Raw genomic sequence first — 14,418 nt, forward strand, 5'->3', positions numbered from 1 at the left:
GCGTCCGAACTGTGCGATGCCCGCAGGGTCTGCTACGCTGCGACTCGTCGGGCGGAGCGGTGCAATGGAAACGTCGGGGCAACGGACGGACTCGACGGCTGACACCGAAACGCAATTCGCGTTTGCAGACTATTGCCTGTTCCCCATGCGCCGGACGCTGTTCAAGGGCCAGAGCGAGATATTGCTACGCGGGCGCGAGTTCGACCTGCTCGTCGCACTTCTGGAAAATGCCGGCGCATTCATCGGCAACGATGCGCTGATCGCGCTGGTCTGGCCGACGTCGACGGTCAGCGAATCCAACTTGCGCGTGCAGGTGGCCTCGCTGCGCCGTGCGCTGGGCGACAACGGCCCCGCCGGACGGATGATCGTCAACGTCACCGGCCGCGGCTATAGTTTCGCGATTCCGGTGTCGCGCGGCGCGATGCCCGCCATCGCCCCCGATCCCAACTTTCCCGAGGCGGAACACCCCCAAGTCACTGCGGTGCGCGCGCCCAGCCTGCCGATGCGGCTCACCGATCTCGTCGGGCGCGACACGGCACTCGCCCGGCTTCAGGTGCATTTGCCGCACCGCCGCCTGATGACGGTCGTCGGACCCGGCGGCATCGGCAAGACGAGCATCTCGATCGCGCTTGCCGAACGCTGTGCGGAAATGTTCGCCGACGGCACCTTCTTCATCGACCTCATCACTGCGGAGCACGGATCGGACCTGGGCGCCACCCTGGCCAAGGGACTGGGCCTGAGGCTCGAAAATGGCGATTATGGCGAGGCGGCGCTCGACTGGCTTACCGATCGCAACGCGCTTCTGCTGTTCGACAATTGCGAGCATGTCATCGAGGCGTCGGCGAAATTCGCGGAGACGATCCTCCAGCGGGCGGCGGGGGTGCACCTTCTCTGCACCAGCCGCGAGCCGCTGCGCGTGCAGGACGAGTGGGTCCATCGTCTCGCCCCGCTCGACGCGCCGCCGCCTTCGGGCTCGCTGACCACCGAGGAAGCTATGGCCTATTCGGCGATCGAATTGTTCGTCGAGCGTGCATCGGCGTGCAAGGACAGCTTCGCCCTGTCCGACGAGGACGCCGCCCATGTTTCCGAAATCTGCCGCAGTCTGGACGGCATCCCGCTCGCCATCGAACTGGCTGCGGCGCGGGTGGACAAGCTCAATGTCCGTTCGCTTGCCGAACTGCTGCCGCAACGACTGCAAATTCTCGGGCCGGGAAAGCGCACGGCAAAACCGCACCAGCAAACACTCCGCGCCACCCTCGACTGGAGCTATGATCTTCTCGCGCCGCGCGAGCGGACGATGCTCAACCGGCTCTCGATATTCCGCAACGGTTTCACGCTCGAAGGCGCGATGACCATCGCCGGTGACGACACGATCGACGAGCTGGACCTTACCGACAGCCTGTTCGAACTGATCGGCAAGTCGCTCGTGGCGGTCGAGGTGTCCGAGGAAGGCGACTTCTATCGCTTGTTGGAGACCACAAAGGTCTATGGTCGCGAGAAGCTCGAAGCCATGGGCGATCTTCCGCGCGTCGCGCGGCTCCACGCCGAATATTGCCTGTTGCTCGTCCGCCGATCGCGCGGGCTGTGGGGCACCGAAGAGGGTGTCGGATGGGTCGCAGCCTATGATCGCTGGATGGACGATATCTCGGCGGCGGTCGATTGGGCCTATACTGCGGATTCCGGCGCGATCGACCTGGGCATCGAGCTGGCCGCAATGTCGGCGCCGCTCGCCGCGCGATTGTCGCGCCTGCGCCGCTATCTGGACCATGTGTCGGTGGCGCTCGACAGGACGCGCGCGCTCGATCCCCCCGATCCAAAGCTGGAGTTGCGGGTCGCGTTCGAGCTCTCCTACCTGCTCCAGCACATTGACGGCGATACCGAGGAGCTCCGTGCATTGTCGCGGCGCAACTCGGAACTGTTCGCCAAATTCCGCGACGTCGAAGATCGCATCAACGCGCTTTTCTATGACTTTGGCCTGCGCTTCAGCGTCACGGACTGGAGCGGCGCGCTCGAGGTGGCAGATGCCTATTATGCACTGGCCACCGAGTCCGGCGCCGGAGACCTTGCAACCAACGGGCTGCGCATGCGCTCCCAGGCGTTCCATTATCTCGGCCGGCACGCCGATGCCGTCGCCAGTGCGCGTCCGGTGATCCACCCGATGGCGCCGATGCCGTCCGCCTATGAGATCAACACGCGCGTCGACCCGCGCGTTTCCTCGCGCGTGGTGATGGCGCGATCGATGTGGCTGCTCGGCTCGCCCGCCGAAGCGACCGAGGTGATCCACGATTGCCTCGCGCAAGCCGACAAGACCGGGAACAACACGCTCTGCCAGGCGCTGGCGATGGGCGCGGTGACCGTTTCGGCATGGAGCGGGGACCACGCCACGGCAACGCGCTATTGCAAGGCCGCGATCGAAGTCGCCGAGGCAACCGGGCTCGACTATTGGCACAGCTGGGGATCGCGCCTGATGGCGATCCTGGACGGAGACGTCGATGCCGTCGCCGCCCTCGGCGTCGAATCGCTGATGCTCGACGATTTCTGCACCTATGACCGGCGCCTCGTCGACAGCGCGATGGTGGACCGGGTTTCGCGCGGGAACGCCGCATGGTGCGCGCCGGAAGTGCTGCGCGCGAACGCCGCCAACCTGCGCGAGCGCGGCCTGATCGACGTCGCGGCAAGTGAGCGATTGCTGCTCGAAGCGCGCGCGATCGCGCAGGCGCAGGACGCAGCCGGATGGGAATTGCGCATCGCGTGCGACCTTGCCGATCTCGCGCTCGAACGCGGCGACCGTAGGGCGGTCGAGCCTCAGCTGGCGCCGCTTCTGGCCAAATTCCGCGACGGCTCGACCGCCGATATCGCGCGCGCGCGGATGCTGCTTTCCGCTTCGGGATAGGCGGCGGCCAACGCAGCAGGATCGTCCAAGAAGGACGGCCGCCGGGCAGCTCAGATACCGGCATGCACATCGCGACGCCCAGCCCGTTATCCAGACCGGTCCAACTCGCGGCCCGAACCGCGACACGGTGCGCGCGGTGAAACCCTATCTCCTCTCGCTCGGCGCCGGCCTGCTTATCGGCCTCATATATTCGCTCATCGGCGTGCGATCGCCGGCACCGCCGACGATCGCGCTGCTGGGGCTGCTCGGCATTCTGTTGGGCGAGCAGATCCTGCCAATCGGGAAATGCATCATCGAGGGCCGGGCCGTGATGCGGGTCGTACGCACACGCTGCGCCGACCATGTCCTCGGCCGCCTTCCTTCTGGAAATCCGCCCGACGAGCCCGTCGGCTGAACAATGGTGGAGCCCTGCTCATGTCCTATCTCGTCCTGACCACAATCTTCCACACGGCGCTCAGCATCGTGGCGCTGCTGATCGGCATCGTCGCGGTAGGGGAGCTGTTTCGGGCGGAATCCCGGGGTCGCGCGCAAAGCGTATTTATCGCGCTCGCGGCTGTGACCAGCGCGACCGGGTTCGTCTTCCCCTTCCACGGAGTCACGCCTGCCATCATCATCGGCGTCGTGGCGCTGGCCATCCTGGCAATGGTTCAGCTCGCCTGTCGCCGGTTCGCCCTCATCGGCGCATGGCGATGGCTCTACGCGGCCGGCCTGGTCGCGAGCCTGTACCTGCTGGTGTTCGTCACGATCGTGCAGGCGTTTCTGAAGATTCCCGTGCTCCATGCATTGGCACCCACCCAGTCGGAAGCCCCCTTTGCCGCCGTTCAGCTTCTCGCGCTGGGGCTGTTTGTCTTCCTGGGCATCGCCGCATCGCTGCGTTTCAGGCCGGCGTCGGAAGAGGGACACGTCGACGCACTGCACACCGCCAAGCGGAGGGCATGATGACCGATCTGATCCTGAAGAATGCCAAGGTGACGACGCTCGACCGCGCGAACCCTCAGGCAGAGGCGATCGCCGTCCGCGGCGGCCTCAACTACAATATGGAATTGCGTTGGGACGGCGTGCCGACACTGGCCGACGCGATGATACGCGATGCGACCTGTCACCGGCGCGTGACGCGCGGCTCCGCATCCGGCGTTCAGCGTTGACGAGCGGTGATACGTTGCGCGACGCGACCGACGAACCGATCAACGGCCAGCAGGATGAGCAACGATACGCCGAACAAAGGCAGCAGCAGCGCCAGCAAGATCAACACTGCGATCATCCAGGGCTTGCCTGCTCCTGCGCCCGTCGGCGGCGCACCGAAGCGACCTTGCGGCTTCCGCTTGAGCCACATCGTCACGCCAAGAATGCTGATCGTGATCAGAGCGATGGCAGTGAGAACGCCGATAAGCTGGTTCACCCAGCCGAACAGCTGTCCCTCGTGCCAGGCGACACCCGTGTTCACGATCCGGTCGATCACATGCTGGTCGGCAAAGCCGCGCCGCCCCGTCTCAGCACCGGTGACGGGATCATAGGTGACCTGTCGTCCGAGCCAGCGGTTCTGCGCCTCGGACTTGGCGGTCCACACGTCACCTGTCGGCGGACCGAAGCGTTGCGGCGCGTGCGGCGGCAGCACCAGTGCAGGAAAAGCGAGGTGTTCTTGCTGTGCCTTTGCAACGAACACCGACAGGGGCAGCCCGACCGCCTGGCTCATCGATGGCATCGCCATCGGCATGTCCGGATGATGCCCGGCATGGCCGGTATCGACCCCGATCTTCCAGTCCTGCGGCCCCTTGACCAGGCCGAGCTCGGTCCGCGCCCATTGGAACGCGCTGCCCCAGGCACCGGCCCATGGGAGACCGCTTGCCAGCATCACCAGCACCAGCCCTGCAATCCAGAAGCCGGTAACGCGGTGGATCTCCCTGAGTAGCGGCCGGCCCCTGAGCGACAGACGCGGCCATAGCGTGCCGGCGAGCCGGAACGGCCGCGGCCACCAGAGATAGAGGCCTGTCAGGATCAGGACGATCGTCCAGCTCGCCGCCAGCTCGACCAGCCAGTCGCCCCAGGTGCCGATCAGCAGCGACCCGTGGATGCGCGCAATCGTCTCGGAAATCCCGGCGGTCGGATCGCGGCTGCCCAGCACCTTGCCCTGCGGCGAAACGAAGACGTCGCGCTGCGCGCCATCGGGGGCGATCATGTGGATCAGCGCAGCGTCGTCCGGACGCGCGGGCAGGCGGTAATAATTGAACCGCATTCCCGGGCTGGCGGCGAGCGCGGCGGCCAGCTGCCGATCGGCCGACACCGCGCCCGACATCGGCTGACCTTGATACGCGCGCTCCTCCCAGCGGTCGATCTGCGGTTTGAAAAGATAGATCGCACCGGTGACGGAAAGGATCATGATGAACGGGAGAACGAACAGGCCGGCATAGAAATGCCAGCGCCAGATCGTCCCATAAGCCCTGGAGGATGCGACGGTCGCCATGCCCGTCACCACCGGAACCGCACGCCGCCATAGACGGCGCGACCCGTGCCCGGATTGAAGATCTCCGATGTCGGGCTGGCGGTGCCGGCGATCGCCACGGTGGAGATGTAGCGCTTGTCGGTGAGGTTGCGCCCCTCGACATAGAGCGACCAGCGCTTGCCCAGATCAAACCCGGCCTTCAGGTTCAGCAGCGCATAGGGATCGACCGTCAGCGTGTTGGCATTGTCGGCATAATAATGGCCCGGCGCCCATTCGACATTGGGACCGGCATAAAAGCCACTTGGATGCTTGTAGAGCATCTCGGCGCGCAGATAATGTTTGGGCACGCCGGGGATGCGATTGTCGCCATAGATCGCGTCATCATCGAAGAAGAAGTCGCTATAGGTGTAGGCGGCGGTCAGCGCGAGGCTGCCCCCCGACGCTGACAGCGGAATTGTGGCATCCAGCCCCGCTTCGAGACCCTGATGCACGGTGCGATCGGCATTGGTCGTCGTGCATGGCGCCCAGGGGAAGAGCGTGAGGCACTGCAACTCGTTGCGGATCTCGGAACGATAGAGCGAGACATCCCATCCGATGGCGCCACTGCGCCCGCGCGTGCCGATTTCATAGGTGGTTGCGCGCTGGGCCTTCATACTCGTCGTCGGCGATGAGAAGATGCCTGCGTCGTAACTCGGCACTTCTGCACTGCGCGAGACATTGGCGAAAAGCTGGACGTCCGGCTGCACGTCCCACAGCACGCCAACCTTGGGGCTCCACAGGTCGAAGCTCTGGCGGCCGGACCCCGTGCCGATCCGATCCCGCCGATCGCGGGTGGCGTGCAGATACTGAACGCCCGCGATCAGCGCGAGGTTGGGCTGCACATAGAGCGAGTCCTCGGCATAGAGGGAGAGATTCTTCGACTTGTCGGCCATCGACTGGGTCAGCGCGCCTTTCACTGCGCCGGGCAGATTGACGAACTGCTGCGTATCCATGGTGCCGTTGTGGAGGTTGGCGCCGGCGATCAGCCGGTTGCGCAGGCCGCCGAGATTGCGATCATCCACGGCGCGCAGGAACCCGCCATAATCGTCCACTGTGTAATCGAGATACTGGTAGATGGGATGATCGACGTGGCGCCAGTTGTAGAAAGCGCCGAACTCCAGCACCGTCTGGTCGAGCCGGACCGTCGTCTTGTTCGAAATACGGATGGAGTCGACGTTGCGCTGCTGGTCCTGGTCCACCCAGGCAGGGTTCGCCGCACGGGGATTGCCGAGCGCACTTGCTTTCGAGACTTCGCCCGGAATGCGCTGATTGGTGGAGGCGCCGGTCAGGTAGAAGCGCGTCTCGACATCGGGCGAGATCCGGTATCCCACATTCATGTTGCCGCGCATGGCATTGCCGTCGCTATGGTCGCGATAGCCGTCGATCCGCTGCGCCGAAACGGTCGCGAAATAGTCGAGCGCGCCCGAAACACCGCCTGTGCTGGCCTGACCCTTCACATAGCCGAAGCTGCCGAAGTCGACGCGGGCATCGAGCGGCGAGGCATCGTGGCCGGTCGGCGTAACGAGATTGACCGCGCCGCCAAGCGCATTGGCACCATAGCGCAGGGCATTGCCGCCCTTGAACACCTCGACATAGCGATAGGCACTGGGATCGACCTCGAAAAAGTCGACCAGGCCATCCGCCGTGTTCATCGGCACGCCGTCCATAAGCAGGGCAATGCCGCGTGCGCCATAAGCCCGCGAGAGCCCCGATCCGCGCACCGAAACGCGCGCGTCGTCGCCCATGCGCGGCTGGGTGATGACGCCGGGGACATAGCCAAGAATGTCCTTGATATGCTGGACCGGCGTGTTCTTGAACGCGGTGTCGGGGACGACTTCGACCCCGCCGGGCGTGCGGTCGATCGCGACGGTTGCCTGTTGGGTGGTGGGTGTGGCGGTAACGATAATATCGTCGGGCCGCGCTGTATCGGTGTTCGCTGGCGCATGGTCCTGGGCGATGGCGGGGCTCGCGGCCAGACAGGCGGCGAGTGCGATAATGGATGTCTTCATGGTTCTTCCCTGAATCTCTGATTGCACGGGCAGGCAAATTTGCCGTCGCGCGACACGCAGCCGCATGCGGCCACGCCGATTCACATGCGCGGCTACGCGGGCGATGGCGCCCACAAGCGCCAACACCCGCCGCCGTCATGCGACACGAAGATCAGTGGAGAGGCGGCCCTCTTAGAGGCGGGCGGAGATAGGGTGGCGCTTTGGAAGCGGGCAGCACCAGCGGGCGCATACCCAGCGCCAGCACGAACAGGACCGCGGCTGCCAACAGCAGCGGATCGGCAGCGGCAAGCGGAGGCGCTGAGAGTCCGGCGAAGGCGCAGGGCTGCTCGGCCTTGCTCCCATGACCATCGCCTTCCGATTCATGCTCGAGGCCGGGGATGGTCATGATCATCGTCGTCGGCCCTATGCCCGAACAGATGCTGATCACGATCTGACCGTTTGACATCGTCGGCATGAAGCCCGTCGGGATGACGATCTTCAGCAGCAACGCGAGCGCCAGGACCGCGCAGGCGAAGGGCCTATTTGCAAGGACGAGGCGACGCAGCCGATGCACGATGGACGCCGTTAGCGACGGTAGTCGGTGTTGTCATTTCTTATCGCTCATTTTCTTCGCCTTCATGCTTGCGCGGGTATATCCCGGGCAGAACAGAACCTGCGCAAGCCGGCGAAAATGCAACCGATGCCAAGGCTCGCAACAGCCTGAGCGGGAGCGAACCTCCGTTCGACCGTCACGACGATGCCCGCAATCCGCCTTTACCAGGTCGTGCTTTCGCGCGCCGGAGCCCCCCCCCCCCGGAAACGGGGGTGGAAGCATCGCGCAGGGCTCCAATTTCTGATGGGTGGCCGGACAGCTTCGCGTGGTGCGGTCAATCGTTCCAGTATAGCCGGTCGGGATTGTCCACCAGTGCCTGCCGACGCCGTTCGGTGTCGGGGATCCAGCGCGCGAGCTGATCGAACAGCCGGGCGCCATCAACCGGAATATGCTGTTGCGCGGCAACCGGATGGGGCCAGTCACTGCCCCAGACCACGCGTTCCGGCGCATCGGCAGCAAGCGTCTGCGCCAGCATGTCGACATCGTCGAACTCCGGCGCGCCGCTGCGCGAGGACAGATAGGGGCCGGACAGCTTCACATAGACATTGCCGGTGGCGAGCAGGCGGCGCAGCATCACGCCGGTGGCGCTGTTCGGTCCGGCGGGCTGCGGTGTCCAGCCCATATGGTCGACCATGATCGGGCACGGCGCGTTCGCCATCGCGTCTTCCCAGTCGAGCAGCACTTCGCGATTCCGATTGCCGACGACATTGACCGACCATCCCCGTTCGGCCGCCAGTCGCGTCAGCCGATCGAAGCCGGCACGATCGGGCACCTCGCCCTTGGCGAAATAGACCCGGATGCCGCGCACTCCGCGCTCATGCAACGCCAACAGCCGCGCGGGATCGACATCGCCGTGCAGGATCACAACCGCGCGCATCCGATCGGTACCGACCTGTTCGAGGGCATCGAGCACGACACGGTCATCGGCGCCATAGTTGGACGAAGCGACGAACACCGAGCGCGACAGGCCCAGCCGCCGCTGGAAATCGCGATACTCCGCAACCGTGGCATCGGGCACCGCGATCTGCCCTTCGACATGAAAACGATTGTCGAAGATATGATGGTGGCAGTCGACGGCGCCGGGCGGCGCCGGGGTCTGCGGCGCTGCCGTCCCGGCGGAGAATTTGACGCTGGTCGGCTGGCCGGGAATCCAGCCCGCCATCGGCGGTTCGTCAGGCATCGGCCTTTGTCCCTCCCATCGGTTGCGCCGTTTCCCGGGGGGCCGCTTCGTTCAGCCGTTCCGCCTGTGCGACCGCGGCGTGCAGCGGTTTCAAGGCGAGCCGCAGCAGAATCAGTGCGGTCGGCATCATGACCGATACCGCGAAGCCCAGCGAAACGCCGAGCCCTGCATCGCCCCCGAACAGCAGGTCATTCATCGCCCCGACCGACGACGTGCCAAGGCCGCCGGCGATCGCGAAGATGATCAATGCGGCCGACGTGATCCGTGCGCGGATATTGCCCGGGGCGATCACCTGAAACGTTGTGGAAGCGTAGGAAATGAACGGAATAGTGACGACCTGCACCAGTCCCAGCATCACCAGGAACAGCCATTTGTTGTCGATCAGGAACATGGTCCACACGATCGGCAGCGATCCGGCGAGAAGCCAGGTGTACAGCCGGACATAGGCATCCTTCACCCCGCGGATATACAGCCAGTCGATCAGCATCCCCTTGACCATCAGCGTCAAACCGGAGACGACGCTGAGCAACGCCAGGATCGGTCCATATTCCTGCGGCTGCATGGCGAAGCGACGCGAGAGATAGGCGGGTATCCAGTTGCCGAGCGAAAAGCCGCAAAAGCACACCGCCGCAAATCCGCCCATCAGCAGCAGCAGCAATCGCCGCTGGCTCTTCAGATACGCGACCAGCTCGCTGCCCTTCTGTTCCCCGAACACCGCCATGCGCTGGCGCGGCGGCTCCTTCAGCGTCAGGATCAGCAACAGGCAGAGCAGCATCGGGCCGGCAAAGATCAGAAACTCGATCTGCCATGCGAACAGCCCGAAGCCATGGCCGCGCGCGACGATATCCTGCGCGAAGATCAGCACCGCGCCGGCAAGCGCCAGCGACGTTGCTACGCCCGCCTTGGCCCCCATCGAAAAGAACGCGATCGCCGTACCCACACGCTTGCGCGGGAAGCTGTCTGCCAGGAAGGAATAGGCTGCGGGCAGGATCGCAGCCTCGCCGACCGCGCCCAGCGCGCGCGCAGCCATGATTTCCCACGCGCCATCGGAAAGCCCCAGCAGCACCGTCGCAACCGAAAACAGCGCCACGCCCGCGCCAATGATCCATTTGCGGGGCCAGCGGTCAGCCGCAAGTCCAGCGGGCAGGCTGGCGATCGCAAATGCTGCAGTGGGGATCGCGCCGAGGATCATCCCCACTGCGGTGTCGCTCAGATGAATGGTGCGCTTGATTTCAGGCACCAGCACCGAAGCCAGCGAACGATCGACATAAGTGAAGCTGTAATAGAGGAAGAGTACCGCAAGCGCCCACCAATGCGGCGCGATGCCCCGCCGAAAACCTTGTACGTCGCTCTGCCCCGCCTTGCCGTCACCCGCCATGGGTGGCGTCCGCATAATCGATGGTGACGACAAGGTTCGCATGCGCATCGACCTCGGCCACCGCTTCGGGGCCGATGATGAAACTCGATTCGCGCTCTTCGAACACCGCCGGCCCCGCGATCCGCGTGCCGGGCGGCAAGGCATAGCGATTATAGACTCGCGCCCGGACAGGCCCATGACCGGGGAACGTCACGTCGCGCGCCGCGCGTTCGGCAGGTTCGTTGCTGACGCTATGGGCCAGGCTGATATCCTGCACGGGCAAGGAGGCAGTAAGCCGCCAGTTCACGGCCTCGACCGGGATATTGTCGACCGACCGGTTGAAGCGTTCCCGATATCGGGTCTGAAATGCCTCGCGGACCGCATCGGTGCGACCACCCTCAATGCAATCTCCGGGCAGCGGGACCGTGATTTCGAAGCCCTGCCCGCTGTATCGCATGTCTGCCGCATATTCGATGCGGACATCGTCCGCCCCCGCGCCCATCGCCGCGAACATCGCGCGCGCGCGCGCTTCCATTTCGCCATAGAGGCCCGAGACATGGCCCCAGTCAACGCGCTCAAGCCGTTCGAAATAGCCCCGCGAATCATTGACCGCAGGCGCCGCCACCAGAAAGCCGAACGCCGAAATCACGCCCGCGCCCATCGGCACGACAAGCCGCCGCACACCGAGCAGCCTCGCCAGCCCATAGGCATGGACGGGCCCGGCCCCACCAAAGGCGAGCATGGTGTAATCCCGTGGATCCTTGCCCTTCTCCGCCAGATGCATGCGCGTCGCCGCGGCCATGCTTTCGTTGACGATCCCCTGAATACCCGCCGCGGCGTCCACACCAGGAATGCCGAGCGGCTCTGCCAGCCGTCCGGCGATCGCGTTGCGCACATCGTCGAGCCGCAGCGCCATTTCGCCGCCCAGGAAGAATTCCGGGTTCAGATATCCGAGCAGCAGATCGGCATCGGTCACCGTCGGCTCTGTCCCGCCACGACCATAGGCGACCGGGCCCGGCACCGAGCTTGCGCTGCGCGGCCCGACCTTCATCAGCCCCAGCTTGTCGACCGCAGCAATCGAGCCGCCGCCGCCACTGATCTCGATCATGTCGACCACCGCGACCTTGAGCGGAAGCCCCGATCCCTGTTTGAACCGTTCGAGCCTGCCCGCTTCGAAATCATGCTTCACATGCGGCGTGGCGTTTTCGATCAGGCACATCTTGGCCGTCGTGCCGCCCATATCGAACGAAATCAGGTGATCCTCGCCGATCTTTCGCGCGATATAGGCTGCGGCGATCGCACCTGCCGCCGGGCCGGATTCGATCAATCGCACCGGAAACGCCTTTGCTTCCTCGATCGTCGTGACGCCGCCGCTCGACAGCATGATCGACAGGTCCCCGGAAAAGCCCATCGCCGCAAGCTCTTGCGTCAGCCGGTCGAGATACCCCTGCACGCGCGGCTGGACATAGGCATTGACGCACGCAGTGTTGGTCCGCTCATATTCGCGAATCTCGGGCGCCACTGCCGACGAGAGGGTGACGGGCAGATCGGGAAAAAGCCGCTCGACGATGGTCTTTGCACGCAGCTCATGCTCGGGATTGCGATAGGCATTCATGAAGGCGATCGCGAGCGCCTCGACACCTGAATCGACCAGCGAACGCAGCTGTGCCTCCAGCATCGCGACATCAAGCGGCGTGTGGACGGTTCCGTCGGCAAGAATGCGCTCGATCACGCCGCGGCGAAGATCGCGCGGCACAATCACGGGCACCGCGGGCTGAAACAGATTGTCGGTGTCGTAGCGCGTTTCGCGTCCCATCTCGATCTGATCGGTCAGCCCATCGGTGGCGATCAGCCCGACGCGCGCGCCGGTACGTTCGAGCACGGTGTTGGTGACCAGCGTGGTGCCATGCACAATCGCACCGATCTGATCGGCCCTCGTACCGGTCTCTGAGAGCAGCCGCGCAATTCCTTCGATGATCGCGCGACTGGGCGCTTCGGGCGTCGTCAGCCGCTTTCCGGTGTGCGTGATGCCGCGCGCTTCATCATGCAGCACCAGATCGGTAAAGGTGCCGCCGATATCCACGCCGATACGAGCCGTCCGCAGCCCCGTCATGCGCGCGCTCCCATTGCCTGCGGATAGTCGCGCCTGGCGTCATCTGCCGATATCAGTCCAAGCCGCAGATCGGTCGCCACCGCGTCCGGATCGCGTTCGGCAGGATCGCCGAACCCGCCGCCGCCAGCGAAATGGAAGGTTACCGAGGCACCGGGCTTGAGCGGACTGCGGGACTTGAGCGAGACAGTTCCCAGCCCCTCGACCGACGCCGATGCGTATGCGCCCGGCAAACCGCCCAGCACGCCGCGCGCGGGATGCTGCTCGCGTTCGCCGATGATCGTCACATGCACGGTTTGCGACGCGAGATTCTCGATCTCGCAAACCTGGCCAAGTCCGCCGCGATATTTGCCGGCGCCGCCCGAATCGGTACGCAATTGCTTGCGCTTGAACAGAACCGGCGCGGAAGCTTCCAGCACCTCGAGGCTCCCCGCGCCCGAATTGGTCGGGAAGGCAGTGGTGGAGAGCCCGTCGCCATGCGCGGAGGCACCCATGCCCGCGCTGGCGAACAGGATCATCGTGAAGGGGTCCCCGGCATCGGATCGCCCGACGATCCCGGCGCGCAACGCCGGCGCGCCGCCGCTGTCGGCAAGCACCCGGTCGGGCAGTATTTCCGCGAGCGCCTGATACAGCGCGCAACTCAGGGCGTGCCCCGACAGATGGCGCGCATTGACGGCGGCGGGACGCGCCGCGTTGAGCACCGTACCCTCGGGCGCGGTCACCCGGATCGGGCGGTAGGACCCTTCGTTCCGGCGCGTGTCGGGATCGAGCACGCATTTGAGCGGATAAATGCTGTAGGCATGCGTGTAGTTGAGCGTGCAGTTCGTCGCGCGGGCATTCTGTTTCGAGCTGCCGGCATAGTCGACCGTCATCTCGTCGCCCGCGACGGTGATCGTGCAGCAAATGCGGGTGGGATGATCGGGAAAACCGTCGAGCTCGATTTCGGAGCGATATTCGCCGTCGGGCAGTGCGGCGATCGCCGATCGCATCGCGCGTTCGGACATGCCGTGGATCGCGCGCGCCAGCGCTTCGAAATCGTCGAGCGCCGCCTCTTCAAGAAACGCCGTTGCGCGGCGTCGGCATACCGCATTCGCGGTCACCTGTGCCTCCAGGTCGCCGAGCAACAGCTCGGGCTGGCGCACATTCTGCAGGAAAAGCTCGAGCATTTCCTCGCAGCGTTCGCCCCCGCGATACAGGTGCAGCGGCGGGATGCAGACGCCTTCTTCGAACAGCTCGCGATTGTCGGCGCCCTGCCGCCCGCCGATATCCGGCGTATGCGCCACCGTGCCGGAGAATCCGACCAGCCGCCCCTTGAAGAAAATCGGAGCGATCATTGCCACATCGGGCAAATGCCCGGTGGCGATCCAGGGGTCGTTGGTGAAAACACAATCGCCTTCGCGCCAGACCTCATGGGGAAATTTGCGAAGGACATGCTGCGCCGCGCGGCCGAGCAGCCCGGCAAATGCCGGGATACCGCCACTGCATTCGGCCAGGGTTTCGCCATCCACTGTCATCAGACAGGTCGCGAAATCGTTCGATTCCCGGATGATCGGCGTGAAGGCGGTCCGCAACAGGGTCGTAGCGGATTCATCCGCTACCGCGATCAGGCGACTCCACAGGATTTCCAGAGTCACCGGATCGAATTCCGGGGCCATACTGCCTCTCCAGCTGATTATTGTCCCCCTCGGCTAGCAGTCGCCTCGAAGTGCATCCAATTCGCTTTGCGCATCAAATCATCCACGCGCTCGCTGGCCATGCCGGGGCAACGACGCTAACGGGCGAACGGCAAGGCATTTGC

Annotated in this window: 11 protein-coding genes; 4 read left to right on the forward strand and 7 right to left on the reverse strand. The window is 64.8% G+C overall.

The genetic code is table 11. The features are described from left to right. Nucleotides 1–145: 145 nt before the first annotated feature. The 4 genes from DKB74_RS15045 to DKB74_RS18845 all read left to right on the forward strand — a co-directional run bounded on the left by DKB74_RS15045 (nt 146) and on the right by DKB74_RS18845 (nt 4,038). Complete coding sequence (locus DKB74_RS15045; RefSeq protein WP_161956885.1) at nt 146–2,893, forward strand: ATP-binding protein; 2,748 nt, start codon at nt 146–148, stop codon at nt 2,891–2,893. Nucleotides 2,894–3,029: 136 nt separating this feature from the next. After that, entirely contained in the window at nt 3,030–3,287 is a 258-nt protein-coding gene (locus tag DKB74_RS15050; protein ID WP_109809037.1) for a DUF1427 family protein, read from the forward strand. Between the two features lie 20 nt (nt 3,288–3,307). Further along, the gene (locus DKB74_RS15055; protein ID WP_109808998.1) at nt 3,308–3,832 is read left to right on the forward strand and encodes a hypothetical protein; all 525 of its coding nucleotides are present in this window, start codon (nt 3,308–3,310) and stop codon (nt 3,830–3,832) included. Next, entirely contained in the window at nt 3,832–4,038 is a 207-nt protein-coding gene (locus DKB74_RS18845; RefSeq protein WP_145961023.1) for a hypothetical protein, read from the forward strand. The genes DKB74_RS15055 and DKB74_RS18845 overlap by 1 nt, the downstream gene beginning before the upstream one ends. Here DKB74_RS18845 and DKB74_RS15065 read toward each other — a convergent pair. The 7 genes from DKB74_RS15065 to DKB74_RS15095 form a co-directional block, all read right to left on the reverse strand. Next, nucleotides 4,029–5,354, reverse strand: a complete 1,326-nt coding sequence (locus tag DKB74_RS15065) for a PepSY-associated TM helix domain-containing protein (protein ID WP_109809038.1) — start codon at nt 5,352–5,354, stop codon at nt 4,029–4,031. The two genes, DKB74_RS18845 and DKB74_RS15065, sit on opposite strands and share 10 nt — an antisense overlap. A 5-nt stretch (nt 5,355–5,359) precedes the next feature. Next, nucleotides 5,360–7,381, reverse strand: a complete 2,022-nt coding sequence (locus tag DKB74_RS15070) for a TonB-dependent receptor family protein (RefSeq protein ID WP_109809000.1) — start codon at nt 7,379–7,381, stop codon at nt 5,360–5,362. Nucleotides 7,382–7,532: 151 nt separating this feature from the next. Further along, a complete protein-coding gene (locus DKB74_RS15075; RefSeq protein WP_420822420.1) occupies nt 7,533–7,868 on the reverse strand; it encodes a hypothetical protein in 336 nt (111 codons plus the stop codon). A gap of 379 nt (nt 7,869–8,247) precedes the next feature. Further along, on the reverse strand, nt 8,248–9,153 hold the full coding sequence (locus DKB74_RS15080) for an amidohydrolase family protein (protein WP_109809001.1): 906 nt from the start codon (nt 9,151–9,153) through the stop codon (nt 8,248–8,250). Continuing rightward, nucleotides 9,146–10,546 carry an MFS transporter gene (locus DKB74_RS15085; protein ID WP_161956886.1) on the reverse strand — a complete coding sequence of 467 codons (1,401 nt, stop codon included), beginning with the start codon at nt 10,544–10,546 and terminating at the stop codon, nt 9,146–9,148. The genes DKB74_RS15080 and DKB74_RS15085 overlap by 8 nt, the downstream gene beginning before the upstream one ends. Beyond that, nucleotides 10,521–12,623: a hydantoinase/oxoprolinase family protein gene (locus DKB74_RS15090; RefSeq protein WP_109809003.1), complete on the reverse strand. Its 2,103-nt coding sequence runs from the start codon at nt 12,621–12,623 to the stop codon at nt 10,521–10,523. Before DKB74_RS15090 ends, DKB74_RS15085 begins: the two co-directional genes overlap by 26 nt. Beyond that, the gene (locus DKB74_RS15095) at nt 12,620–14,275 is read right to left on the reverse strand and encodes a hydantoinase B/oxoprolinase family protein (RefSeq protein WP_109809004.1); all 1,656 of its coding nucleotides are present in this window, start codon (nt 14,273–14,275) and stop codon (nt 12,620–12,622) included. The genes DKB74_RS15090 and DKB74_RS15095 overlap by 4 nt, the downstream gene beginning before the upstream one ends. Nucleotides 14,276–14,418: the final 143 nt, after the last annotated feature.

Origin of the sequence: Stakelama portus (assembly GCF_003171655.1) — a bacterium.
Lineage (GTDB): Bacteria > Pseudomonadota > Alphaproteobacteria > Sphingomonadales > Sphingomonadaceae > Sphingomonas > Sphingomonas portus.

Excerpts from the sequence above, each read along its gene's own strand:
- DKB74_RS15045 (WP_161956885.1), top strand. The coding sequence starts at position 146 with ATGCGCCGGACGCTGTTCAAGGGCCAGAGCGAGATATTGCTACGCGGG.
- DKB74_RS15055 (WP_109808998.1), top strand. The coding sequence starts at position 3,308 with ATGTCCTATCTCGTCCTGACCACAATCTTCCACACGGCGCTCAGCATC.
- DKB74_RS18845 (WP_145961023.1), top strand. The coding sequence starts at position 3,832 with ATGACCGATCTGATCCTGAAGAATGCCAAGGTGACGACGCTCGACCGC.
- DKB74_RS15065 (WP_109809038.1), bottom strand. The coding sequence starts at position 5,354 with ATGGCGACCGTCGCATCCTCCAGGGCTTATGGGACGATCTGGCGCTGG.
- DKB74_RS15070 (WP_109809000.1), bottom strand. The coding sequence starts at position 7,381 with ATGAAGACATCCATTATCGCACTCGCCGCCTGTCTGGCCGCGAGCCCC.
- DKB74_RS15080 (WP_109809001.1), bottom strand. The coding sequence starts at position 9,153 with ATGCCTGACGAACCGCCGATGGCGGGCTGGATTCCCGGCCAGCCGACC.
- DKB74_RS15085 (WP_161956886.1), bottom strand. The coding sequence starts at position 10,546 with ATGCGGACGCCACCCATGGCGGGTGACGGCAAGGCGGGGCAGAGCGAC.
- DKB74_RS15090 (WP_109809003.1), bottom strand. The coding sequence starts at position 12,623 with ATGACGGGGCTGCGGACGGCTCGTATCGGCGTGGATATCGGCGGCACC.
- DKB74_RS15095 (WP_109809004.1), bottom strand. The coding sequence starts at position 14,275 with ATGGCCCCGGAATTCGATCCGGTGACTCTGGAAATCCTGTGGAGTCGC.